Annotated in this window: 27 protein-coding genes; all 27 read right to left on the reverse strand. The window is 51.0% G+C overall.

Features of this window, described 5'->3' with window-relative positions; genetic code table 11:
* Positions 1 to 9: 9 nt before the first annotated feature.
* The gene (locus KNP92_RS08070) at positions 10 to 1,989 is read right to left on the reverse strand and encodes a chemotaxis protein CheA (RefSeq protein ID WP_214839313.1); all 1,980 of its coding nucleotides are present in this window, start codon (positions 1,987 to 1,989) and stop codon (positions 10 to 12) included.
* A 19-nt stretch (positions 1,990 to 2,008) separates the two neighbouring features.
* Positions 2,009 to 2,848: a MinD/ParA family protein gene (locus KNP92_RS08075; protein ID WP_214839315.1), complete on the reverse strand. Its 840-nt coding sequence runs from the start codon at positions 2,846 to 2,848 to the stop codon at positions 2,009 to 2,011.
* On the reverse strand, positions 2,827 to 3,885 hold the full coding sequence (locus KNP92_RS08080) for a flagellar biosynthesis protein FlhF (RefSeq protein ID WP_214839317.1): 1,059 nt from the start codon (positions 3,883 to 3,885) through the stop codon (positions 2,827 to 2,829). The genes KNP92_RS08075 and KNP92_RS08080 overlap by 22 nt, the downstream gene beginning before the upstream one ends.
* A gap of 1 nt (position 3,886) precedes the next feature.
* Entirely contained in the window at positions 3,887 to 5,905 is a 2,019-nt protein-coding gene (gene flhA / locus KNP92_RS08085; RefSeq protein WP_260564087.1) for a flagellar biosynthesis protein FlhA, read from the reverse strand.
* Positions 5,906 to 5,918: 13 nt separating this feature from the next.
* Positions 5,919 to 7,010, reverse strand: coding sequence for a flagellar biosynthesis protein FlhB (gene flhB / locus KNP92_RS08090; protein ID WP_214839319.1), 1,092 nt, complete (start codon positions 7,008 to 7,010; stop codon positions 5,919 to 5,921).
* Complete coding sequence (gene fliR / locus KNP92_RS08095; protein WP_214839324.1) at positions 7,007 to 7,777, reverse strand: flagellar biosynthetic protein FliR; 771 nt, start codon at positions 7,775 to 7,777, stop codon at positions 7,007 to 7,009. The genes flhB and fliR overlap by 4 nt, the downstream gene beginning before the upstream one ends.
* The gene (fliQ, locus tag KNP92_RS08100) at positions 7,774 to 8,046 is read right to left on the reverse strand and encodes a flagellar biosynthesis protein FliQ (RefSeq protein WP_214839325.1); all 273 of its coding nucleotides are present in this window, start codon (positions 8,044 to 8,046) and stop codon (positions 7,774 to 7,776) included. Before fliQ ends, fliR begins: the two co-directional genes overlap by 4 nt.
* Before the next feature lie 11 nt (positions 8,047 to 8,057).
* Complete coding sequence (fliP, locus tag KNP92_RS08105) at positions 8,058 to 8,723, reverse strand: flagellar type III secretion system pore protein FliP (RefSeq protein WP_214839332.1); 666 nt, start codon at positions 8,721 to 8,723, stop codon at positions 8,058 to 8,060.
* On the reverse strand, positions 8,720 to 9,217 hold the full coding sequence (locus KNP92_RS08110; RefSeq protein ID WP_214839334.1) for a flagellar biosynthetic protein FliO: 498 nt from the start codon (positions 9,215 to 9,217) through the stop codon (positions 8,720 to 8,722). The genes fliP and KNP92_RS08110 overlap by 4 nt, the downstream gene beginning before the upstream one ends.
* Positions 9,214 to 9,579: a response regulator gene (locus tag KNP92_RS08115; RefSeq protein ID WP_024370114.1), complete on the reverse strand. Its 366-nt coding sequence runs from the start codon at positions 9,577 to 9,579 to the stop codon at positions 9,214 to 9,216. Before KNP92_RS08115 ends, KNP92_RS08110 begins: the two co-directional genes overlap by 4 nt.
* 12 nt (positions 9,580 to 9,591) lie before the next feature.
* Positions 9,592 to 10,707, reverse strand: a complete 1,116-nt coding sequence (fliY, locus tag KNP92_RS08120) for a flagellar motor switch phosphatase FliY (RefSeq protein WP_214839335.1) — start codon at positions 10,705 to 10,707, stop codon at positions 9,592 to 9,594.
* Positions 10,704 to 11,693: a flagellar motor switch protein FliM gene (gene fliM / locus KNP92_RS08125; protein ID WP_214839337.1), complete on the reverse strand. Its 990-nt coding sequence runs from the start codon at positions 11,691 to 11,693 to the stop codon at positions 10,704 to 10,706. The genes fliY and fliM overlap by 4 nt, the downstream gene beginning before the upstream one ends.
* Before the next feature lie 9 nt (positions 11,694 to 11,702).
* On the reverse strand, positions 11,703 to 12,152 hold the full coding sequence (locus tag KNP92_RS08130; RefSeq protein WP_214839339.1) for a flagellar basal body-associated FliL family protein: 450 nt from the start codon (positions 12,150 to 12,152) through the stop codon (positions 11,703 to 11,705).
* Positions 12,145 to 12,363, reverse strand: coding sequence for a flagellar FlbD family protein (locus KNP92_RS08135; protein WP_214839340.1), 219 nt, complete (start codon positions 12,361 to 12,363; stop codon positions 12,145 to 12,147). The genes KNP92_RS08130 and KNP92_RS08135 overlap by 8 nt, the downstream gene beginning before the upstream one ends.
* On the reverse strand, positions 12,363 to 13,154 hold the full coding sequence (flgG, locus tag KNP92_RS08140; protein ID WP_214839341.1) for a flagellar basal body rod protein FlgG: 792 nt from the start codon (positions 13,152 to 13,154) through the stop codon (positions 12,363 to 12,365). Before flgG ends, KNP92_RS08135 begins: the two co-directional genes overlap by 1 nt.
* Positions 13,155 to 13,165: 11 nt before the next feature.
* The gene (locus tag KNP92_RS08145; protein WP_214839342.1) at positions 13,166 to 13,600 is read right to left on the reverse strand and encodes a flagellar hook capping FlgD N-terminal domain-containing protein; all 435 of its coding nucleotides are present in this window, start codon (positions 13,598 to 13,600) and stop codon (positions 13,166 to 13,168) included.
* On the reverse strand, positions 13,572 to 14,636 hold the full coding sequence (locus KNP92_RS08150) for a flagellar hook-length control protein FliK (protein WP_214839343.1): 1,065 nt from the start codon (positions 14,634 to 14,636) through the stop codon (positions 13,572 to 13,574). Before KNP92_RS08150 ends, KNP92_RS08145 begins: the two co-directional genes overlap by 29 nt.
* Before the next feature lie 14 nt (positions 14,637 to 14,650).
* Positions 14,651 to 15,199 carry a MotE family protein gene (locus KNP92_RS08155; protein ID WP_214839344.1) on the reverse strand — a complete coding sequence of 183 codons (549 nt, stop codon included), beginning with the start codon at positions 15,197 to 15,199 and terminating at the stop codon, positions 14,651 to 14,653.
* Positions 15,200 to 15,203: 4 nt separating this feature from the next.
* Positions 15,204 to 15,638, reverse strand: a complete 435-nt coding sequence (locus tag KNP92_RS08160; protein WP_214839347.1) for a flagellar FliJ family protein — start codon at positions 15,636 to 15,638, stop codon at positions 15,204 to 15,206.
* Positions 15,635 to 16,954, reverse strand: a complete 1,320-nt coding sequence (gene fliI / locus KNP92_RS08165; RefSeq protein ID WP_214839348.1) for a flagellar protein export ATPase FliI — start codon at positions 16,952 to 16,954, stop codon at positions 15,635 to 15,637. Before fliI ends, KNP92_RS08160 begins: the two co-directional genes overlap by 4 nt.
* Positions 16,941 to 17,663, reverse strand: a complete 723-nt coding sequence (locus tag KNP92_RS08170) for a FliH/SctL family protein (protein WP_214839349.1) — start codon at positions 17,661 to 17,663, stop codon at positions 16,941 to 16,943. The genes fliI and KNP92_RS08170 overlap by 14 nt, the downstream gene beginning before the upstream one ends.
* A complete protein-coding gene (fliG, locus tag KNP92_RS08175) occupies positions 17,647 to 18,654 on the reverse strand; it encodes a flagellar motor switch protein FliG (RefSeq protein ID WP_214839350.1) in 1,008 nt (335 codons plus the stop codon). Before fliG ends, KNP92_RS08170 begins: the two co-directional genes overlap by 17 nt.
* A gap of 5 nt (positions 18,655 to 18,659) precedes the next feature.
* Positions 18,660 to 20,228 (reverse strand): flagellar basal-body MS-ring/collar protein FliF, encoded by a 1,569-nt coding sequence (fliF, locus tag KNP92_RS08180; RefSeq protein WP_214839352.1) that lies wholly within the window; start codon positions 20,226 to 20,228, stop codon positions 18,660 to 18,662.
* 21 nt (positions 20,229 to 20,249) lie between these two features.
* Entirely contained in the window at positions 20,250 to 20,534 is a 285-nt protein-coding gene (fliE, locus tag KNP92_RS08185) for a flagellar hook-basal body complex protein FliE (RefSeq protein ID WP_214839354.1), read from the reverse strand.
* A gap of 13 nt (positions 20,535 to 20,547) precedes the next feature.
* Positions 20,548 to 20,979, reverse strand: a complete 432-nt coding sequence (flgC, locus tag KNP92_RS08190; RefSeq protein WP_214839355.1) for a flagellar basal body rod protein FlgC — start codon at positions 20,977 to 20,979, stop codon at positions 20,548 to 20,550.
* Positions 20,980 to 20,981: 2 nt separating this feature from the next.
* Positions 20,982 to 21,350, reverse strand: coding sequence for a flagellar basal body rod protein FlgB (flgB, locus tag KNP92_RS08195; protein WP_214839357.1), 369 nt, complete (start codon positions 21,348 to 21,350; stop codon positions 20,982 to 20,984).
* A 274-nt stretch (positions 21,351 to 21,624) separates the two neighbouring features.
* Entirely contained in the window at positions 21,625 to 22,404 is a 780-nt protein-coding gene (gene codY / locus KNP92_RS08200) for a GTP-sensing pleiotropic transcriptional regulator CodY (RefSeq protein WP_214839364.1), read from the reverse strand.
* Positions 22,405 to 22,411 lie beyond the last annotated feature (7 nt).

Below are 22,411 nucleotides of genomic sequence, written 5' to 3' on the forward strand. Positions count from 1 at the left end.
GCTTCCTCCTTAGAAGAGATCGTTGCTGTCGACAATTAAGGCGACACGCCCGTCTCCAAGAATTGTGGCGCCTGAGATGGCTGGAATCCCCTCTAAGTAAGAGCCGAGCGGTTTCATGACAATCTCTTGCTGGCCAATCAAATCGTTCACGACGACACCGACGAGTTTGTTCCCTTTTCGTACGACGACGACCGGGAATTGCGACTTCGTCTCAACATCGATGCCGAACATTTCTTTCAAATAAACGAGCGGGACGAGTTGACCTCGGAAGTCAAAGACACGTTCACGATGCGCCGTTAAAATATCGGCTTCATCAAGTAACGTCGTCTCGAGAATCGAGGACAACGGAATCGCATACGTCTCTTCTCCTGCCATGACAAGCATCGCCGAGATGATCGATAACGTGAGTGGAAGGCTGACTTGGAATTTCGTTCCTTGTCCGACTGACGTCTCAAGTGAGACGACCCCACCGAGTGACTCGATTTTGTTTTTGACGACGTCTAAGCCGACACCGCGGCCTGACAAATCGGTGACGACGTCCGCCGTCGAGAACCCTGGCGCGAAGATGAGCATCGCGAGTTCGTTGTCCGTCATATTGGCTGCTTCTTCTACCGTCAATACGCCACGTTCGAACGCTTTTGCCCGAACTTTATCGACATTGATTCCAGCCCCGTCGTCTTCAATCTCGATGAAGACTCGGTTGCCGCCGTGATATGCCCGTAGCGACAAGCGCCCTTGTTCCGGCTTGCCGGACTGGACCCGGACCTCGGGACGTTCGATTCCATGGTCGATAGCGTTACGAATCAAGTGGACGAGCGGGTCGCCGATTTCATCGATGACCGTCCGATCGAGTTCCGTCTCTGCCCCAGAAATATCAAGCTGAACTTTTTTATGGATATCTTTCGCGACAGAACGTACCATCCGTGGGAAACGATTGAACACTTGCTCGATCGGCATCATCCGTAACGTTAAGACGAGTGATTGCAACTCGTTCGTCCCGCGTTTAATCTTTTCAACCGTCTCGTTCAGTTCGGGTTGGCCCACTTCATCGGCAAGGCGCTCAAGGCGACCTCGGTCGATGATGAACTCTTCAAACAAGTTCATGAGGCGATCAATCCGCTCCAAGTTGACGCGAATCGTCTTCGCTTGTGCGACCGGCTGTTCCTTCACTTCTTCCACTTCGTTTTGTGTTGGCACAGCGTTTACGACCGGCGCAATCGGTGCCTCGACACTTGCGGCGACTTCTGGCTCGCCGACAGCTTCAGCTGTAAAGAGATGGACTTCGACTCGGTCGACTTCTGACACTTGTGACACGGCATGTTCGATGACTTCGGCCGTTTCTTGCGACAAGAATAAAACGTCAAATGACAAGTCAAACTGTTCTTGTTCAATCGCTTCCGTATCCGGCACCGTCCGCACGACTTCCCCAAGTTCTTGGAGGCGATCGAACACCATGTAGGCACGCGCCGCTTTCAAGACGACAGCATCCGACAACTTGACGTGAAGCCGGTATGCTTCAAACCCGGTCTGTTTCGCCTGTTCAATCACGGAGTCGGTATACAAGTCGACCGTGAACGGCGAATCTGCTGCTTCAACCGCTTCCGGCTCATCATGACCGATGAAGCTTTGGAACGCCTTCACCGTTGCGCTCACATCGACATTGGCTCCTCTTCCACCACTCTCGATGTCAGCAATCATCTCTTCGATTTGTTCCATCGCCGTGAACATCGTATCGAGCAAGAGCTGGTTACTCGCTTTCTTCCCACCCCGAACGAGGTCGAGGGCGCTCTCCATCTCATGCGTCAAGTTTGCGACACTCTCATAGCCCATCGTCGCCGCCATCCCTTTCAGCGTGTGCGCCGAACGGAAAATCTCTTGAACCGCATCCATGCCACCTGACTGTTCGAGCTTCAACAACTGTGTGTTCACTGACTGGATATGCTCTTGTGCTTCATCTAAAAACAACCCTAAATATTCGTTCACGTCCATCTCTATTGCCTCCCTGTCGTTAAACTCGGTTCCATTGGCGGCGCAAATTGCCCATCAGACGATCCATGAAGTGACGCTGTCGTGGCGGCGTCCCGGTGAGCGTCGTCAAAATCCGCTCGAGCCTCCAACTGATGTCACTCTTTCGATCGAATGTGTAAAACGGGACTTGCGCGATGACCGCTTTCCTGACGGACGGGTCATCCGGTAAATAGCCGAGGAATCGAATTGTTTTCTTTAAAAACTGTCGACATGCGACTTCCATCCGTTCAAAACATTGAAGCGCCTCTTCACCGGATTGGGCTCGATTGACGATAACCCCGAGCGGTAAGTCAGGGTATTGTTGGTGAACGAGCTTCGTATACGCATACCCGTCCATGAGCGATGTCGGCTCCGGTGTCAAAATCAAAAACATCTCGTCACACCCTGCGATAAATTGGAGTGACGTGTCCGTCGCCCCGGCTCCCATGTCAAATAAGACGTAGTCATAATCGGTCAACACTTCAAGTTCTCGCATTAAAAATTGCATGTCGCTATCTGAGAATTGGACTAACGCATCGAGCCCGCTTCCCCCATGTAATATATCGACACCGTGGACATGTTTCTGAACAGCAGTGAGCAGTGGAATCCGTGTCTTCACACAATCGACCATCGTTTGGGAACGTGCGGCATCGAGTAAGATGTGTACGTTCGCCATCCCGAGGTCGAGGTCGACAATTAACACTCGTTTCCCGAGTTCGACGAGCCCGATGGCGGTATTGACACAGACGTTCGTCTTACCGACTCCGCCTTTCCCGCTCGCGAATGCGATTGTCGTCGGATGACGGTCCGTTTTCGCCCTCAGACGCCTTGCTTGGTCCATCGTGTCCACCCTTCTTTCTCTAAAAGCATCTCCGTCAATCGTTCAGGGCTTCCTTGAACAAGGTCGTCCGGTACTTCTTGGCCATCGGTCAACCAGGCGACCGGGAGACCGCTGTCGCGCACAAGTTTGAACATCGCATGGATGTCACTCGTCTCATCCGCCTTCGTGAAGATGAGCGACCGGAGCGGCAGTTGGGCAAATTGGCCATAAATCGTTTCCATGTCCTTTAGCTTCGAAGTCAAGCTGAGGACGAGCGACAAGTTCGTCTCCGAAAAATCATGATGGTGATGGAACTGTTCAATATATGCCTCGTCCCGGAAGTTGCGGCCGGCCGTGTCGATTAAGACGATGTCTTTTCGGGCGAACAGTTGCTTCGCCCGTTTAAAGTCATCAAAGTCATAGGCGACCTCTACCGGAATGTTGAGGATTTCGGCGTACGTCTTCAATTGCTCGATTGCAGCAATCCGATACGTATCGGTCGTGATCAGTCCGACCGTCATCCCTTCCTCGAGCTTGTAGTGGGCAGCGAGTTTCGCAAGGGTCGTCGTTTTTCCGACACCCGTCGGTCCGACGAGCATGACGTAACGCGATGTTTCTGGAACAGATTGAAAGACCCCTTGAATCTCATCACGGACGAAGCGTTCGACCGCCTCGACCGACCGCGTCGTATAGAACAGTTCGTTGATTCGTTCTTCCCAAGCCAACCCGGCGAAGGAATCCGTTGAAAGCAACGCTTCGATTCGTTCTAGTCCGGCCGGCAATCGACGGGGCGTCGCTGGTGTGACGCTGATTGACTGTTGTGGCGGTTTCGGAACCGATTGAGCCGATTTTGTCTTCTCGACGCGCTGTCTCGGCTTCAATTGCACCGGTTCTTTTTCAAGCGCGGCGATGACCTCGACTTGTTTCGAGGCAAACAATCCGAACCATCCGGTCTTGACTTGACGGGAGTTCAAGATGACAGCATCTTCGCCAAGCTCTTGCTTCACTTTCGCCATCGCCTCACCCATCGTCTTGCCTGTATACTTTTTGATTTGCATCTTAAATCACCCCAATGCTTTTCACTTCGACAGAACTGAGTAACTCGTTATAGGCGAGTACCGGGACGTCTGGATAATACCGTTCGAGCAACTGTCTGACGAACAAGCGAATCGTCGGTGAGCAGAGAATGACAGCCGACGCGCCGTAACGTTCAAACATCGATAACTGCTCAGCTGTTCGTTCGATGATTTCACGCGCTTGATCTGGGTCGAGCGCCAAATAGTTGCCAAACTCCGTCTTTTGCACGGCGTCTTGAATCAATTGTTCGGTCTGACCGCCGAGCGTGACGACATAAAGCGGACCGTCCGGCGGACTTACTTGGTCTGTCAATTGACGGGCCAGCCCTTGGCGGCAATACTCGCCAAGAATATCCGCGTCTTTCGTCACTTTTCCGTAGTCGGCCATCGTCTCAAATAAGAGCGGCAAGTTGCGGATGGATACGTGTTCTTTCAACAGGTGACGTAATACTTTTTGAACATCGCCAATCGATAGAACCGATGGCGTGACGTCTTCGACGAGAACAGGATGCGTCTCTTTCAAATGTTCGACGAGCTGCTTCGTCTCTTCGCGGCCGAGTAAATCGGCGGCATGTTTTTTGAGCGTTTCCGTCAAATGCGTGGCCACGACCGACGGCGGGTCAACGACTGTATAACCGCTCATCTCGGCACGAGCACGCGTCTCTTCATCGATCCAGAGTGCCGGCAAGCCAAACGCCGGTTCCGTCGTCTCGATTCCGTATACTTCCGGGTCTTCGATGCCCGGGCTCATCGCCAAATAATGATCGAGCAATAACTCGCCTTCGGCGACGACATTGCCTTTCACTTTGATGCGGTACGCGTTCGGTGACAGTTGTAAATGGTCACGAATCCGCACGGTCGGCAAGATGAAGCCGAGTTCGAGTGCGAGCTGACGTCGAATCATGACGACGCGGTCGAGCAGGTCGCCACCTTGTGATTCGTCGGCGAGTGGAATCAGCCCGTAACCGAACTCGAACTCGATCGCATCGATTTGCAAGAGCGAGACGACCGTCTCGGTCTGAGCCATCGGTTCTTCTTCGGGCAACGGTTCTTCGACGACTCGTTTCATATTGCGTCGCATCGCATACGCCCCGTAAAAGGCGACCCCAGCGATAATCAATGTGACCGGAAGTAGACTCGGCGAGATAATCCCGAGCATGATGACAATTGATCCTGCGATATAAAGGAGCGTCGGATTTTGACCGAGTTGGTCGACGACGTCTTCCCCGAGGTTTCCGTCTGAGACGGCGCGAGTGACGATAATTCCGGTCGCTGTCGAGATGAGAAGCGCCGGAATCTGTCCGACGAGTCCATCCCCGATTGTCATGAGTGAGAACGTTTGGAACGCTTGTCCGACCGGAAGGCCCATTTGAACCGTCCCGATAATAATCCCGAATATTAAGTTGATGACGACGATGATAATTCCAGCGATGGCGTCCCCTTTTACGAATTTCGAGGCACCATCCATCGAACCGTAAAAATCAGCCTCGCTTTGAATCTTCTTGCGACGAACTTGTGCTTGCTTGTCGTCAATCAAGCCGGAGTTTAAGTCGGCATCAATCGCCATCTGCTTCCCAGGCATCGCATCGAGCGTAAAGCGGGCCGAGACTTCCGACACGCGTTCCGCCCCTTTTGTGATGACGACGAATTGAATGATGACGAGGATGAGAAAGACGACGAATCCGACGAGTACATTCCCGCCGACGACGAAGTTCCCGAACGTGGCGATGACTTCTCCACCATATCCGGTCGATAAAATCGAACGCGTCGTCGATACGTTCAAACCGAGTCGAAACAGCGTCACAATCAACAAGAGCGAAGGAAAGACCGAGAAATCAAGCGCTTCCCGAGCGTTCATGGCTACGAGCAAGATGAGTAAGGCAATCAATATATTTACAATAATCAAGAAATCTAACATAAATCCCGGTAATGGGATGACGAGCATGACGACGATCATGAGAACGCCGATCAATACCGCAAAATCTTTAGCTCTTACAGCCAACGCATACTCCTCCTCAAGACGGTTGTTTCAGTTGATACACGAACGCGAGCACTTCGGCGATCGCTTGATAAAATGACTCGTCCACGGCCTCCCCGATGTCCATCTGGGCATAGAGGGCTCGTGCGAGCGGTTTGTTTTCGACGATTGGGATGTCATGTTCTTTTGCCACATCGCGAATATGGAACGCGACGCGGTCGACCCCTTTGGCGACGACGAGTGGTGCGAAATCTTTCGTATCGTCATAACGGATGACGACGGCAAAATGGGTCGGGTTCGTGATGACGACGTCTGCATTCGGAATCTCCTGCATCATACGGCGCATCGCCATCTCCCGCTGTTGTTGTTTAATTTTTGATTTGATTAGCGGGTCGCCTTCACTATTTTTATATTCATCTTTAATGTCTTGCTTCGACATACGAATCGATTTCTCAAAATCAAACCGTTGATAGAAAAAGTCAAAGAGTGCAAGTGCAAGCAACGCGACGCTCACCCAAAGTCCGAGTTCGATTGTAATACTCGTTAACGCGACGACAGATTCACGAACGTGCTCGACGGCCATACGTGACAATTTCTCTTGGTTTTGCCAAAGGACGGTGACGGCGGTCGTCAGGATAATCAATAATTTGAATAAGGACTTTAAAAATTCGACGACGGCCTTCATGCTGACAATCCGTTTAACCCCTTTGATGGGATCGATACGCTCAAGCTTCGGTTGAATCGCTTCTGTCGAGAAAAGCGGACCGATTTGGAAATAGTTGACCAAGACGCCGAAGACGACAGCAACAATGAAAAATGGAGCTAAGATGAGTCCGACCCGGAGCAACAAGTCAAGGAGCATCCCTGACATGCCGTCTGACAAATCGGTCAGTAGATACGTCGGGCCAAGTAAATCCTTTGTCAACGTGAATAACTGTTTTCCAATGTATGGACCGAGGAACGACAACATAAGGAACATGGCGAACAAGGCGAACGCCCCGGTCAGGTCGGCTGATTTCGCGACTTGACCTTTCTTCCGTGAGTCTTGTCGTTTTCGTGGGGTCGCCTTTTCTGTTTTTTCACCTGCAAAAAACTGAAGATCGACCGATAAAGAGTATAGAGGCTTCATGCAATGTCTCCTAAAAGCGTCATAAAATCACGCAACACATCTTGTAACAACGGGATGAATTGGCTGATGCCATTCAGTGTCAAGCCCATCATGACGACCATGACCGAGAAACCGGCGATGAGTTTGAATGAAAAACCGATGGCAAAGATGTTAAACTGCGGCGCCGACTTCGCAAGGAATCCAAGCGCTAAGTCGACTAGGAGTAACGATGCCATCATCGGTAAAGCAAGTTGCAGCGCGACGAGCATCGTCATCGTCACGACCTTGACGGCCATCATGAGTGACGCCTCGGTAAAGTTGATCATCGGTTGACCGGGTGGATAAATTTGAAAGCTATAATAAATCCCATCGATGAGCAGTAAATGCATATTCGTCGACAACATAATGAATAACGTAAAAATGTAGTAAAATCGGCCGATAAGCGGTGACTGACCACCAAACATCGGGTCGTAGGCCGAAGCCATCGCCAAACCGAGTTGTAAGTCGATGACACCCCCAGCGATTTGCGGTGCGAAGAATAAGATGTTGATTAAGATGCCAAGTAAAAGCCCGATCAATACTTCATACAACACTTGGACGATGAACGCCTCGCTCATCACAATCGGCTCTGTTACGGTGAACATCGCGTAATAGGCGAGTAGTGCGCTGAATGCGACGCGATGCATGACCGGCAACTGCCGAGACGAGAAGAGTGGCACACTGACGAAGAAGCCGGAAAGCCGTGCAAACGTCAAACCGTAAAGACTGATGAAGTCGACGGCGTTCATTTCGAGGCGACCTCGACCATCAGTTCAAAAATCATTCGCGTGAATCCTTCAATCTGTTGCAACATCCATGGACCGAAAACGACGAGTCCGATAAAGACCGAGATGATCTTTGGGACGAATGAGAGCGTCTGCTCTTGAATTTGAGTCGTCGCCTGTAAAATCGAAATGACGAGACCGACGACGAGGGAGATGAGTAAGAGCGGCATCGCAATCTTTAACAATGTCCACACACTCTCTGTCGCCAAATAAATGACCATTTCCTGCGTCATAATCGTTCCTCCTACATACTTCTAAGCAATGACTCCACGATCAAATGCCACCCATCGACAAGTACAAACAAAAGCAATTTGAACGGCAAGGCAATCATGACCGGTGGAAGCATCATCATCCCCATCGACATAAGTACACTCGCCACGACCATATCGATAATCAAGAACGGCAAGAAAATCATAAATCCGATTTGAAACGCCGTTTTCAATTCACTAATCGCATAGGCTGGTACCATCGCAAGGAGTGGAACATCTTCAATCGACTCAGGCTGTTCATAGTTACCGTATCGAATGAAGAGCTGTAAATCCTCTTGGCGCGTATATTTAGCCATGAATCGTTTCATCGTATTACTCGCCTCTTCGAACGCCTCATCTTGACTGATTTGATCTTCCATATACGGCGTGAGAGCTTTTTCGTTCAAGTCAGACAAAACCGGTGACATGACGAACAACGTAATAAAGAGCGCCAAACCGATAATGAGCTGGTTTGGTGGCGTCTGTTGCGTCCCGAGCGCAGGTCGGATGAACGACAAGACGACGACGACACGCGTGAAGCAGGTCATCAGAATGAGAAATGACGGCGCGAGCGTCAACAGTGTCAAGACGACTAATAGTTTGATGGACGTCGAGGTACTGTCCGGCGTCTCTAAATTGATTAATTGTTCAATCGTCGTCATTGCTTCTTCCTCGCTTGCTCAATTTGAGCCAATTGTTGTTTAAACGTATCTAAAAATGCGGAACTGTTCGATCCGGCCACGGGCAAACTTTCAGTCACTTCTTCATCAAGTGCGTCTGCCTCGACCCGGTCAATCAATTGAATCGATTCGCCGACACCAAGGACATACACTTGGTCGCCGAGTTTGACGAGTTGCACCGAACGATCTTTCCCGAGCGGTACACCGCCTAAATGTTTCATGTGTTGGGCCGTCTTCACCCCTTGCGTCCGAGCGCTCAACCAGCGCATTAAGACGAGAAAGCCACCGATGACAACGACCAGGCTGAGAATGACTTTAATTAGTGTCCCAATCGTTGAAACGGTAGTCGATTCCGATTTCGGAGTCTCTATCTGCTCTTGCTGTTGCTCGAACTGCTTCTCGACGGTGGCGGCCTCAACCGTGGCCGGCAAAGAAAGACCGACCACGAGAAGAATAATCAACCACCACTTGTTCATTGTGCGACCGTTTTAGAGACTGCTTCGATGACGCGTTCTGCGTTGAACGGCTTCACGATAAAGTCTTTCGCTCCAGCTTGAATCGCATCGATGACCATCGCTTGTTGCCCCATCGCCGAACACATGATGACTTTCGCGTTCGAGTCGAATCCGCGAATCTCTTTCAATGCTGCGAGTCCGTCCATTTCTGGCATCGTTATATCGAGTGTAACGAGATCCGGTGTGAGTTCACGATACTTTGCTACCGCGTCAACCCCGTTCTCCGCCTCTCCGACTACTTCAAACCCGTTCTTCGTTAAAATATCTTTAATCATCATGCGCATGAACGCCGCATCGTCTACCACTAAAATCTTTGCACTCATCTGTCTTCCTCCTTAAACGATTCCAATCCGCTCATGCGGTTGAATGATTTCTGTCACACGTACCCCGAAGTTCTCTTCAATGACGACAACCTCGCCACGGGCAATGCGTTGTTGGTTCACATAAATATCGACCGGTTCCCCTGCCAATTTATCAAGCTCGATGATCGAGCCTTGCGACAACTCGAGCACTTCTCGTACCGACCGTTTCGTCCGGCCAAGTTCGACCGTCACGTTGAGTGGCACATCGTACAAGAGACCGAGATTGGCCGGTAACGCATCATTGGATGTCGGCGCATGAAGTGGCATGAATTCCGCTTGACTGACGGCGACTTCTGGCGCTGATTTCGTTGTCGGGCGCGGTGCCGCTGTTTGTTGAGGTGATGCAGTCTGTTGAGGCCGCGATTCGGCTACCTGTTTGACCGGTTCCGCCTTCGGTGCTGGTGCTGGCGAAGTCGCCGCCATCAATTCGTTCACAAGCTGTTTGCCAAACTGAATCGGCGCGATTTGAACGATTTTCGAATCGATTAACGTACCGACTTTCAAGTTGAACTCGATTAACACCATCGTCTCCCATAGCTCGAGACGATCGATGATCGTCTGTGTCTTCGTCGAGTCAAATACTTCAACGAGCGGGGGCGAGATGTCAATCTTTTTCGAGAAGACGGTCGAAAGTGACGTCGCCGCCGCTCCCATCATCTGGTTCATCGCTTCTTGGACGGCTGATAATCGAATCTCATCGAGCCCTTCTGGGTCGACGCCGACGCCGGTACCACCGAGCATCAAATCTGAGATGATTGCCGCATCTTCACGTGTCAACACGAGGACGTTTTCCCCTTCTAACCCTTCGGTATAACCGACACGTAAAGCGACGTGTGGCGTCGGATAACGCTCACGTAATGCATCGACGGTCACTTCGCTAACGATCGGTGTCGTAATCTCGACTTTTTGTTGGAGAAGCGTCGACAGTGCGGTCGCCGAGTTTCCAAACGAGATATTACCGATTTCACCGAGCGCGTCGCTTTCCATCGAGTCTAGGTGTTCTTCTTGCTTTGTTTCAGTTGATGAGGAACTATCGCTTGTCCCTCGGAGTAACGCGTCGATTTCATCTTGTGACAACATCTCACTCATTGCTCTTCCTCCTTCACCCGGTGTAACACTTGAACCGCCATCCGCTTCCCGCTCACACCGGCTTGCCCTTTAAACACTTTATTTTCCCCTACCATGACCGATAGCGGCTCTTTTACTAATTGGTCGAGCGTCAAACAGTCGCCAATCTCTAAATGCAACAAGTCACCAAACGTGATCGTCGTCTCGCCAAGCAGTGATACGACCTCGACGGACGAATTCATCAGCTGGGCTTTGAGCGGCTCTTTACTGCTACCCGATGCATTGCGGCGGTTCGCCTCTTGCATCCAGTAATGACTCGACAGCTTGGAAAGAATCGGTTCGATCGTCACGAACGGCAAGCAGACGTTAATCGTTCCACTCACTTCCCCAATCGTCACGCCGATGGAGATCAAAACAACCGTCTCATTCGGTGAAACGAGTTGAAGGAACTGAGGGTTTACTTCAACGGCAGCCATTTGAGACTTCACTTCGGCAATCGATTCCCACGCGTCCCCGTAAGAAGAAAACGCTCGTTTATACAATTGCGTCAATATGCGCATCTCGATTTCCGTAAAACTGTCGACTTTCTCGATTTCAACCCCGGGTCCCCCGAGCAAGCGATCAAGCATCGCATACGAGATGTTCGGATTGACCTCGATGATGAAGCGACCGTTTAGCGGGGGGGCCTCAATCAAGTTGATCATCGTCATGCTTGGAATCGAGTGGATGAATTCGTCGTAAGGCAACTGTTCGACCGAATTCACGGTGAACTGGACGTACGTCCGAAGCTGGGCCGAGAAAAACGTCGTCAACATACGCGCAAAGTGTTCGTGAATTCTTGTCAGGCTTCGAATTTGGTCTTTTGAAAAGCGGACGGCCCGTTTAAAGTCGTATTGTCGGACTTTCCGTTCTTCTTCTTGTGCCAAAAACGAATCTGCTTCGACGTCGCCGCTACTTAACGCGGATAATAAGGCATCAATCTCTTGTTGAGATAGTACTTCTCCCATGATGCCACCTCACTGTATGATTTTCTTCGTCATATAGACGCGTTGAACTTCTCCTTCTTCGAGGAGACCGTTCAATTGTTCGCGCAACGACTGTTCAAACTTTTGCATATCTTCTTTCGTCGTCAGTTGCGCTTTTGTCATTCCCGCCAAATCTCCGAGAATGACGTTATGAACTTGGAACTTTCGAAGCTCTAAGCTCTCTTTCGTTTCGACCGCATCCGTGACAATCGTGAACTGGACGTTGATGAATCGCTCGTCTTGAATGTTCGTCGTCATGTCATCGGTCGTGAAGCTACGCTCAGCGAGCTCCTCGGCTGTCACCGGCTTCGTCTTCGCCGTCACGTTGTCGCCGAACAAGTATTTATAAGTCATAAACCCGGCTCCACCCATGACGAGCAAGACGACGAGCATGATCAGTACCATTTTCATGGCGCCGCCTTTTGGTTTCTCTTCACTCATCTTCTTCACCTCTAGTCCCTGTCGTTCCAATCAATCCGACCGTGCGATAAAAGGCAGCTGCGCGGTCGACGACTTCTTGCTTCGATTCTTTGACGATATACGTCTTGCCGTTAAATAGATGGATGATCGTGTCCGGCTCCGCCTTGATCGTCTCGATGAACAAGGCGTTCAACACGAACGCTTCACCCCGAAGTGCTGTAACGTGAATCATTAGCGTTTCAAGTTGACGAGTTCTTGTAAAATCTCGTCCGATGTTGTGATGATGCGGGTGTTGGCTTGGAATCCGCGCTGGGCAACGATCATTTCCGTGAACTCTTCTGACAAGTCGACGTTTGACATTTCAAGTGCGCCAGAGACGAGCTCCCCGCGACCTTGTTGCCCTGGAATCCCCGGGTTTGGAGCACCTGAGTTTTGCGACTGGATAAAGTTGTTCGCCCCGACTTTCGAAAGACCGGCGTTGTTTGCGAACGTCACGATTTGAATTTGACCGACTTGAGTCGAAACACCCGCGTCGTTGACGTAACTTACTTGACCGTCTTTCCCAATCGATAACGACTTCGCACCGGCTGGAATCGTAATCTTTTGTCCAGTCGTGCTGAGTAAGTACGACCCGTCCCCGTTGACGATATCGCCAGCGTTATCCGTATAGAAGTTTCCGGCCCGCGTGTATTGGGTTTGCCCGTTGACGTTTAACGCGAAGAACCCTTCTCCTGAAATACCGACATCGAGTGCGCGACCCGTGTTTTGCATCGCGCCTTGGTTATAGACGTTATCGACGGTCGCCATCGTGCCACCGAGACCGACTTCTTTCGGGTTTGTCCCCCCGCTGACTGCGTTCGCGCCTGTCGCGCTTCCGACTTGCTGGCTGACGAGATCTTTAAACGTGACGCGGCCTTTTTTATAGCCAAACGTGTTGACGTTGGCGATGTTGTTCCCGATGACGTCAAGTTTGGATTGGAAGTTCTTAAGTCCACTGATTCCTGAGTACATTGCTCTTAACATGATAATTCCTCCTATGCTTGTTTAATGGACGTGATGTCATATACGCTGACGGACGTTCCGTCTTCGAGGTCGGCCATGTATCCTGTCTCATCCGTTCTTGAGATAGAGAGGACACGGGCTGACCCACGAATCGTCTCTGTTGCCGTTTCCGTCTTATAGTTAATCGTCTTCCCAATCATGTTACTGAATTCAGAGATGGATGACATATGCCGATCGACGAGCATCGAATCGAGTTGTTTCGAAATCGTCTGCATTTGTTCGAGTGACGAGAACTGCGCCATCTGTGCGATAAATTCACGGTCTTCCATCGGTGACATCGGATCTTGGTTCGCGAGTTGCGCGAGAAGCAGTTTTAAGAACATGTTCTTGTCATATTGATTCGTCGCTTTCGGCGCGGATGAATCAGGCAACGAATAATCACTCGTCTTCGGTTGGATGGTCGTCATCGTCTGATTCTCCTTTCGATTGCGGCTGCCCTTCCTGTTCAGGGTCAGGGTGCTCACTGTTTGAAGTCGGCGTTTTGGCGTCAAGCGCCTGTTGCGTCAAGTTCACCTCAATGCGCACGTTCGGCGTGAGCGGTTGCAACGTCTGATGCAACTGCTGAAGTTGCGATTGTAGCAATTGTTTCGCATCTTGATTACTCGCAAACAACTTGACGACGAGTTCCCCGTTTTGGCGTTCTAATTTGACGACGAGTTCTCCGAGCTGCTCCGGATAAAGACGGACCGTGAACACTTTTGAACCGTCCGCCCCACTTTGGAACGGTGCGCGTTGAAGTGCTGCTTCGATTCGTGCCTTTAGATTTTCAGGCAACGAACTTTTCGAGGCGTACATGACGGTGTCGACATCGATTTGTGGTTTCGTCCACGTCCCGCCTTTTGGCAACAGTTCAAGCGATTCTTTCACGACTGTCGTCAACGTGGTTTCAAGTTGTTTTGGCTGGGGTATAGTGTTTTGAGTCTGGCCAAACGTCCCATTAAATTGCGTTACAATTTGTTTGACGATGCGCACGTTCGCCTCGAACGTACTTTTCGTAGGCACCGATTGCGCTTCCCGTTTCACCTCACGTTCGACCATGGTCGGAATCACGATTGGTGTATTTGCTACCGGCTTCGTTCCGTCTACGACTTGTGAGACATCTTTCACAGGAATCGCGTTAGGCACTTCCTCAGGAAGGGCCACTTCCGCCAACAATCCTGTGTATGCGTCCATGAATTGACGGTAAGCATCTTGTGGTAATCCTTTCAGCCATTCAAGGCTGTCCGTTTGCTGCAACCATCGTTCGAGTTCTGTAGAGAGATCCTCGGTCGGCAACGGTTGCGGCGACTCTACGTCAGCGGAAAACGGTTGTTGCGGTGTATCGGCGAACGACCCGAGCATGGACGAAAGTAATTGTAAAAATTGACCTGTCGGGGAAGCGCTCGCTTCTCCGTTTTTTTGCGTTGTGCCTTGCACGGCTTGTCCAAGTAAAGCGATATTCATGGATTCGACCTCCTCTATTGCAACAACTGAGTGACGACAGCGGCACGCTGTGCATCCATCCGGCCAAGGATGTCCGCCTGTTGTTTCGGTGAAAGTTCTTTTAATAGCTTGGCCACTTGAGGGCTTTCGAGCTCGTTCATGATGGCCGCAGCTTGTTTGGCCGACATTTCCTCATACACGCGGGACACGTCCGACGTCGTCGCTTCGACTTCAGCGGCTGTACTTAGCTCGGCGACGAGGCGATCTCGTTCTTTAATCAGACGGGACACTTCTTCTTGTCTCGCCTTTACTTCATTCGTCAATTCAACATTCTCGTTCCGAAGTTTCTCGATTTCAGCATTAGCTACTTTCAATCGGTTCGTCGCATCCGAATCAATTCCTGTCACGTTCACGCTCTTCTCGGTCGCCGGTTCCTCTTTCACCTCGAGGAACGGAACTGATAAGAGCGGACGATCCATCGCATAATTCATCACGACGATACCTCCGACGAGTAAGAAAATTGCCGGCACGAGGACAAGGGCGACCAACAACTGGATTCCACGTTTACTCTTCTCTTTTTCCATCCGCTTACTTCCCTTTCCCGTGATGAATGACTGCCAATTCGTCGATAAACGACTGCTCCGTCGCCTTAGTGGCGGCAACTTCTTGTTGACTCGCTTTCTCATGAAGCGTCACGTACTTCTTCTCTTCGACGACTTTACCAAGTAGGCGCTCCTGCGCTAAGTGATAGCGATTCCGAGATTGAGTCACGACGAGTTGTTGCGTCTCGATTTGACGCTTCAACAAGTCGCGCGTTTTTTCCCGATACTGTGACATGAGTAAGTCGACGGTCCCGGATTGTTCATCCTGGCTCTTCATGAGCGACTCGTACGTGATGAGGAGACGGTATAACGCTTCCATGTCTGCCTCAAATCGTGCCTTGAAGGATCTCATCTCGGTCGCCGTCTCTTCCTTTTCATGTTCAGCGATCGGCATGATTCGCTCTAGTAATAATCTGTTCATGATTCACCTCTTGCGATTCCGGCCAAGCGATCGAGTGTTTGCTCGAACGACGCCTCTTCTTCAATCGATTGCTTCAAAAATGTGAGCAGTCCAGGATAATGGTCGATGGCCGTGTCAATCGCTGGATTCGTCCCTTTTTTATATGCGCCGATATTGATTAAGTCTTCTGCATCTAAATACGTGGCGAGCCAGCTTCGAAACGTGATTGCATCCTCGCGATGTAACGGTGAGGCAATTTGGTTCATGACTCGACTGATCGACTTCAACACGTGAATGGCTGGAAACTGGCCACGGTTCGCAAGAGCACGATCCATGACGAAGTGACCGTCTAGTATCCCGCGAACAGCATCGGCAATCGGTTCGTTCATATCGTCTCCGTCGACGAGTACGGTGTAAAATGCTGTGATGGAGCCGGTGACAGCCGTCCCGCTTCGCTCAAGTAACTGCGGCAACATGGCAAAGACGGACGGGGTATAACCTTTTGATGTCGGCGGTTCACCAGTGGCGAGCCCGATTTCACGTTGCGCCATTGCGAAACGCGTTACCGAATCCATCATCAAGACGACTTCTTTTCCTTGGTCGCGGAAGTACTCTGCGATTGCGGTTGCCGTGTAGGCCCCCTTCAAACGAACGAGTGGCGGTTGGTCGCTCGTCGCCACGATTACGACCGAGCGCGCCATCCCTTCTGGCCCAAGTTCTTTTTCAATAAACTCTTTCACTTCACGCCCCCGCTCGCCAATCAACGCGATGACGTTAATGTGGGCGGATGAACGCTTGGCAATCATTCCGAGCAGTGTCGACTTCCCGACACCCGAACCGGCAAACAAGCCGACCCGTTGTCCTTTCCCGACGGTCAAAAGTCCATCGATAACGCGGACCCCGGTCGATAAAGAGTCAAGGATGCGAGGTCGTTCGAGCGGGTTCGGAGGCTTCCGCAAGACGTCGTATTGTTTAGTCGGGCGCTTCCCTTCACCAGAGAGCGGACGGCCTAGCCCGTCGAGCACTTGACCGATCAACTCGAATCCGACAGGCACTTGGAGCATCCGGCCGGTCCCTTTGACGATGCAGCCTGGTGCAATTTGTGTCGTTTCGCCGTAAGGCATGAGCAGTACGCGGGCATCATTGAATCCGACGACTTCCGCTTCCACGAATTGACCGTTCGGCAACTCGATGAGGCATCGTTCGCCGATAAATGCGCTCGGTCCGCTCGCTTCGATCATCAACCCGACGACACGACAGACGCGTCCGACTTTTCGCACGTACTCGTCTTCCGGCGACCGGGCCACGGTTTCCGTGACGAGATCAATAAGCCCCATCGGTTAATACCTCCTCGATTGTGGACCGAATCCGTTCCAAACTGTACGACACGTCGCGTTCACTTCCGTGCTCGGGCGTCTCGATTCGGACGCTAACCTCATCTAACGACGCATCCGCCCGATATTTCATCAGCGGCGTCATCTCCGTTTGCCACATCGACTTGAACCGTTGAATCGAAGCGAGGCGTGTCGGATGGACATAAATGGTCAAACTCTCGGCGTCCGGTTCGCGAATGACTTGGGTTCGAATCAAATCGGCAAACAATTGTTCATCTTTTCGAATCAGATCAGTCGTCAATTTGGCCGCGACCTCAACGGCAAGCTCGACGAGTTGGTGTTCGGCGGAGCGCCATTTCTCGTCATATAACTGTTCGAGTTCGACGAGCACCGTGTTTAACCGGGTCGTCAACTCATCGAACGCCGCCTTCCCTTCACGATGCCCTTCGTTAAAGCCCGCAGCATGGCCTTCATTGTATGCTGCTTCAAGCGTCTCGGCTTTCAACTGTTCTAACGCTTGTTGCGAAGCGAGAAATCGTTCGTTGGCCGCTTCTTCCTCTTGTCGAAGTTTCTGATAGCGGGCGGCAATCACGGACTCGTGATCGACTTCGCTTGATTGTTCCGCCACCTCGAACAGCGATTTCGAGTCAATCCGTTGCGGCTCGAACGCTGTCGCACGTCCTCGTTTGATTACATTAGACAACGATGTCATCTCCTCCGCCGCGACTGATTACAATCTCTCCGACGTCTTCTAGGCGACGGATAATCCCAACAATCCGACTTTGTGCCTCTTCGACGTCACGCAATCGAACTGGTCCCATGAATTCCATGTCTTCTTTGAACGTATCGACCATTCGTTGCGACATGTTTTTGAAGATGATTTGTTTGACTTCTTCGGACGACACTTTGAGTGCGAGCAGAAGATCGTCGTTTGACACTTCCCGGATGATGCGTTGAATCGCCCGCGAGTCGAGCGTGACGATATCTTCGAATACGAACATCCGTTTTTTGATTTCTTCGGCAAGTTCCGGGTCTTCAATTTCAAGCGCATCGAGAATCGTGCGTTCGGTCGTCCGGTCGACACCGTTGAGCACTTCGACGACCGCTTCGATTCCACCCGATTGCGCATAATCTTGCATGTCGGTCTGTGACAAGTTCTTCTCGAGAATCTGTTCGACTTCATGGATGACGTCCGGGTTGAGCCGGTCCATCGTCGCAATCCGTTTGGCGACTTCCGATTGAATCTCTGGCGGCAGTTCCGACAAGATTTGACCAGATTTGACAGGCTCAAGATGCGCCAAAATTAACGCGATCGTTTGCGGGTGCTCGTTTTGAATAAAATTGAGCAACTGCTTCGGATCAGCTTTTCGTGCAAACTCGAACGGTCGGACTTGGAGCGTCGAAGTGAGGCGATGGATGAGGGCCATCGCTTTCTCTTCCCCGACCGCTTTCTCGAGCACCGTCTTCGCGAACCCGATGCCACCTTGCGTGATGTAGTTCTGAGCCATCGCGAGTTCATGGAACTCACCCATGATTGTCTCTTTTTGTTCAGTCGATATTTTCTTTAACCCCGAGATTTGAAGCGTCAGTTGCTCCATCTCTTCTTCGGACAAATGCTTGTAGACGTTCGCCGCCACTTCAGGTCCAAGCGAGATCATGAGCATCGCCGCTTTTTCTCGGTTCGATTGTTTTGCATAGTTCACGGTACTCACTCCTCAGACATCCAAGTACGAAGAAGTTTGGCGAACTCTTCTGGGTTGCTCTCTGCCAATTTCTCCAACTGTTTCTTCTTAACGGCGCCTTCGCCTCGTTCTTCAAGATCGAGGTCTGGGACTTCGTCTTCATATGGGACTTCCCACTCGTTCGTCTCCGCGAGCGGTTCTTGCTTACGCTTGCGTAGAGCGAAGAAGACGAGGGCGAGTAGAACGACCGCACCAGCTGCGGCAGCATACATCCACCATGGCGTCCCTTGTTCGGTCGTCGCGACGGCTTCCGCTTCTGCGAACGGACGTGATACGACGACAACTTTTTGTTCCAACTCCGCTTCTGTGAGGGCTTCACCCGTTTTCGCGAGCGATGTCCGGATAATCGAATACATCATCGTCTCAAGGTCACCTTCAAGTTGTGGGTCAATCGTCGTCGCGCCGTTCGGCGGCTCGACGATGAGTTGGACGCCGAGGTCACGAATCGTATACGGCGCGTTTTGAATTTGTTTTGTAATGCGGTTTACTTCGTAGTTGATGATTTCATGATTTTTCTCGCTCTCTTCATTACCCGTACCTGTCGCGGCAGGGAAGTTGACCGTATCGTTCTCGGCCGTCCCGGCAGCTGTCTGCGCGCCGGTCCCGCCTGTATACGCCTCGGCGATTCGTTCCGCCGATGTGACGATGCCTTCCATACTGTCTTCATTGACCGGGGTGACAAGGTTTTGCTCTTCTGCCGTCTGAGTCGTGTCGATATCGGCCGTGACCGATACGAGTACGCTTCGCTCTCCGAGAAGCACCGAGAGCATCTGTTGAATCTGCTGACGCACGTCTTTCTCGACTTGACGCTTCAATGCGAGTGGGTCGGTCGAGCCGCCACCGGCCATCGTCGACTGGTCCAAATCGTAATACGTGAAGTATTGGTCCATGATGGAGATGTTTTCTGGTTTCAGGTTAGGCACACTCTTACTAATCAAATGATAGAGTCCTTTCACCGTCGCCGGTTCAAGTGACGTGCCAGCACCGAGGTTCAAGACGATCGATGCCGTCGGCTCCCCTTGATCCTCTGCTAGGAACACCGATTTTTCTGGCAACGAGATGATGACTTTCGCTTGGTTGATTCCTTCGATTTGAGTAATCAATCGCTCGAGCTCGGTCTGCATCGCGCTCCGTTCGATGACGGCCATCTCCCGATCGGTCGTCCCGAAGCCGGCATTGTCGCTGAAAAAGCTATAATCGATGGCACCGGATTTTGGGATACCGGCTGCAGCCAAACTGACTTTCAACTGGTCGACCCGTTCACTCGGCACGTACACACTCACTCCGTTCGAGGTCGCTTTAATTTCTGATTTCACTCCGTCAGCCGTCAGCTTCTCTGTCACTTCGCCGGCCTCTTGTGCCGACAAGTTCGTATACAAAGGCGCCATGTTCGGTCTCGCGAGCAACAGGGTCAATACCACCGCGACGAGTAATACGCCGGCGATGACGATGCCCCAAAAGATTTTACGGTTCGTCGGCAACGCCTTGAGCGAACCCGTCAGTGAGCTGAATCGTTCTTTTAACTTCTCATTCATCGCAACTCGTCATCCTCTACATTAAACTTGCATTCGCATCATTTCTTGATAGGCTTCGACAGCCTTGTTACGCACCTCTATCGCGAGTTGCATCGCAATCGACGACTCTTCACTTTGAATCATGACTTGATGAAGGTCGGCTTTGCCGACGGCGAGGTCGGCCCGAGCCGCACTCGTCGCCTGTTGCACGTCGTTTAACGAGCGCATCGCCTCATTCAAGTACGATCCAAATTGAGATGGCGTATCTTTCACCGGGTTCACCCCGGTCGCTTGCGTTCCAAGCATTGAAATCGGATTGATTTGCATCGGTCTTCACTCCTTATCCTTTACCAATTTCCATCGCTTTGACGAGCATCGCTTTCGTCGCGTTCATCGCTGCCACGTTGGCCTCGTACGAGCGTGTCGCACCCATCAGGTCAACCATCTCTTTTAACAAGTCCACGTTCGGCAACTGCACGTATCCGCGCTCGTCCGCGTCGGGATGCGTCGGATCATAAGACAATTTGTAAGGCGCCTCATCTTCGACGATTCGTGCCACTTGAACACCGCCCGATACGGCGTTCGACAACTGTTTTCGAAACGGTGCCTCTTGAAGCACCGTCATCTTTCGTGTGTATGGTTGCCACTCGCCATCGACGAGTTTACCGCGGGTCGTCTGAGCGTTCGCGATGTTCGCCGAGACCGTGTCCATGCGTAACCGTTGTGACGTCAACGCCGTCGCTGAGATATGGAAACTATCGAACATACCCATCTTTAACGTCCTCCTCGGATTACCGTCTTCAAGCCGCCGAGTCGACGGTTGAGTTGTTCCATCATCGCCTCATATTGCAGCTGGTTCCGTGCCAGTTCGCTCATTTCAAAGTCGAGGTCGACGCTGTTCCCATCGCTTCGCATCGCACCACCCGGCCGATCGACGATTTGACTCGTCGCCCGTTCGCTCGGGCGTCCACCCGCGAGCTTCAATCGCATCTCGTTCGATAGCGTCTGCTCGAAAACGGCTTGTTTCGCTTTGAAGTTTGGTGTGTCGATATTCGACAAATTATGACTGATTACTTTTTGGTTCAAGACCGAATGATTAATCGCTTGCTTCATCAATTGATAGTCTGTGCCAATCCAATTCATGCGTCTCACTCACTTTCACTAAAAGAATGCATGTATATACCTTATTTGGAAATTCTACTATTACATTGAAACAAATCTGTAACAGTTCTGAAAGATATTTTTGTTAAAACAGGTAAATGCTCTAACTTCTTTTTGTCGAATTTACGACATATCCTGAAAATAATTACTTTTGCACTAAAAAACCCGTTCTTCCATCAGAAAGAACGGGTTTGTAGACCTAAGAATACTTATCCTATAAGCATTGGTAAGCCTTTTAAAGATTTTAAGCTATATTTCAATTCGATTTCAGTTTTTGTAACTCAAACAAGAAATTATCATTCAATATCTTAATATAGGTTCCTTTCATGCCAAGCGAACGTGATTCGATGACGCCGGCACTCTCGAGTTTACGAAGTGCGTTGACGATGACCGATCTTGTAATTCCCACTCTATCGGCAATTTTGGAAGCAACTAACAACCCTTCGTTCCCACCGAGCTCCTCAAAAATATGCTCAATCGCTTCAAGTTCTGAATACGACAGGGAGTTGATCGCCATTTGGACGACAGCTTTTTTACGAGCAGACGCCTCGGCTTCCGCCGCCTTTTCGCGAAGAATCTCCATGCCGACGACCGTCGCGCTGTATTCTGCAAGGACGAGGTCGTCTTGAGTGAACTCGTTGTTCAATCGCCCGAGTACGAGCGTGCCGAGACGTTCGCCGCCGCCGATGATTGGCACAATCGTCGTCTTCGACTCGAGGAACAATTCACGATTTTCTACAGGGAACGCCGTATACTCGCTATCGATCTCAATATTCTCGGTCGTCTCTTTTACGTTGAACAAGTTCGACGCATACGGTTCTGGGAATTGACGGTCGACCAAAAAGGCTTTCATTCGTTCGTTCTCAATCTGTTGTTTGATCGCAAAACCGAGCAGGCGACCGCGACGGCTGACGATAAAGGTGTTCGCCTCAAGCACTTCACGCATCTTATCCGCCATTTCTTTAAAGTCGACGTGTGCGCTCGCCTCTTGTTGAAGCATCGTGTTCAATTGGCGTGTTTTATCTAGTAAGTTCATAGTTCTG

Origin of the sequence: Exiguobacterium sp. s122 (genome assembly GCF_018618475.1) — a bacterium.
GTDB classification, from domain to species: Bacteria; Bacillota; Bacilli; order Exiguobacteriales; family Exiguobacteriaceae; genus Exiguobacterium; species Exiguobacterium himgiriensis.

Excerpts from the sequence above, each read along its gene's own strand:
- KNP92_RS08070 (WP_214839313.1), bottom strand. The coding sequence starts at position 1,989 with ATGGACGTGAACGAATATTTAGGGTTGTTTTTAGATGAAGCACAAGAG.
- KNP92_RS08075 (WP_214839315.1), bottom strand. The coding sequence starts at position 2,848 with ATGGACCAAGCAAGGCGTCTGAGGGCGAAAACGGACCGTCATCCGACG.
- KNP92_RS08080 (WP_214839317.1), bottom strand. The coding sequence starts at position 3,885 with ATGCAAATCAAAAAGTATACAGGCAAGACGATGGGTGAGGCGATGGCG.
- flhB (WP_214839319.1), bottom strand. The coding sequence starts at position 7,010 with ATGAAGCCTCTATACTCTTTATCGGTCGATCTTCAGTTTTTTGCAGGT.
- fliR (WP_214839324.1), bottom strand. The coding sequence starts at position 7,777 with ATGAACGCCGTCGACTTCATCAGTCTTTACGGTTTGACGTTTGCACGG.
- fliQ (WP_214839325.1), bottom strand. The coding sequence starts at position 8,046 with ATGACGCAGGAAATGGTCATTTATTTGGCGACAGAGAGTGTGTGGACA.
- fliP (WP_214839332.1), bottom strand. The coding sequence starts at position 8,723 with ATGACGACGATTGAACAATTAATCAATTTAGAGACGCCGGACAGTACC.
- KNP92_RS08110 (WP_214839334.1), bottom strand. The coding sequence starts at position 9,217 with ATGAACAAGTGGTGGTTGATTATTCTTCTCGTGGTCGGTCTTTCTTTG.
- KNP92_RS08115 (WP_024370114.1), bottom strand. The coding sequence starts at position 9,579 with ATGAGTGCAAAGATTTTAGTGGTAGACGATGCGGCGTTCATGCGCATG.
- fliY (WP_214839335.1), bottom strand. The coding sequence starts at position 10,707 with ATGAGTGAGATGTTGTCACAAGATGAAATCGACGCGTTACTCCGAGGG.
- fliM (WP_214839337.1), bottom strand. The coding sequence starts at position 11,693 with ATGGGAGAAGTACTATCTCAACAAGAGATTGATGCCTTATTATCCGCG.
- KNP92_RS08130 (WP_214839339.1), bottom strand. The coding sequence starts at position 12,152 with ATGAGTGAAGAGAAACCAAAAGGCGGCGCCATGAAAATGGTACTGATC.
- KNP92_RS08135 (WP_214839340.1), bottom strand. The coding sequence starts at position 12,363 with ATGATTCACGTTACAGCACTTCGGGGTGAAGCGTTCGTGTTGAACGCC.
- flgG (WP_214839341.1), bottom strand. The coding sequence starts at position 13,154 with ATGTTAAGAGCAATGTACTCAGGAATCAGTGGACTTAAGAACTTCCAA.
- KNP92_RS08145 (WP_214839342.1), bottom strand. The coding sequence starts at position 13,600 with ATGACGACCATCCAACCGAAGACGAGTGATTATTCGTTGCCTGATTCA.
- KNP92_RS08150 (WP_214839343.1), bottom strand. The coding sequence starts at position 14,636 with ATGAATATCGCTTTACTTGGACAAGCCGTGCAAGGCACAACGCAAAAA.
- KNP92_RS08155 (WP_214839344.1), bottom strand. The coding sequence starts at position 15,199 with ATGGAAAAAGAGAAGAGTAAACGTGGAATCCAGTTGTTGGTCGCCCTT.
- KNP92_RS08160 (WP_214839347.1), bottom strand. The coding sequence starts at position 15,638 with ATGAACAGATTATTACTAGAGCGAATCATGCCGATCGCTGAACATGAA.
- fliI (WP_214839348.1), bottom strand. The coding sequence starts at position 16,954 with ATGGGGCTTATTGATCTCGTCACGGAAACCGTGGCCCGGTCGCCGGAA.
- KNP92_RS08170 (WP_214839349.1), bottom strand. The coding sequence starts at position 17,663 with ATGACATCGTTGTCTAATGTAATCAAACGAGGACGTGCGACAGCGTTC.
- fliF (WP_214839352.1), bottom strand. The coding sequence starts at position 20,228 with ATGAATGAGAAGTTAAAAGAACGATTCAGCTCACTGACGGGTTCGCTC.
- fliE (WP_214839354.1), bottom strand. The coding sequence starts at position 20,534 with ATGCAAATCAATCCGATTTCAATGCTTGGAACGCAAGCGACCGGGGTG.
- flgC (WP_214839355.1), bottom strand. The coding sequence starts at position 20,979 with ATGGGTATGTTCGATAGTTTCCATATCTCAGCGACGGCGTTGACGTCA.
- flgB (WP_214839357.1), bottom strand. The coding sequence starts at position 21,350 with ATGAATTGGATTGGCACAGACTATCAATTGATGAAGCAAGCGATTAAT.
- codY (WP_214839364.1), bottom strand. The coding sequence starts at position 22,404 with ATGAACTTACTAGATAAAACACGCCAATTGAACACGATGCTTCAACAA.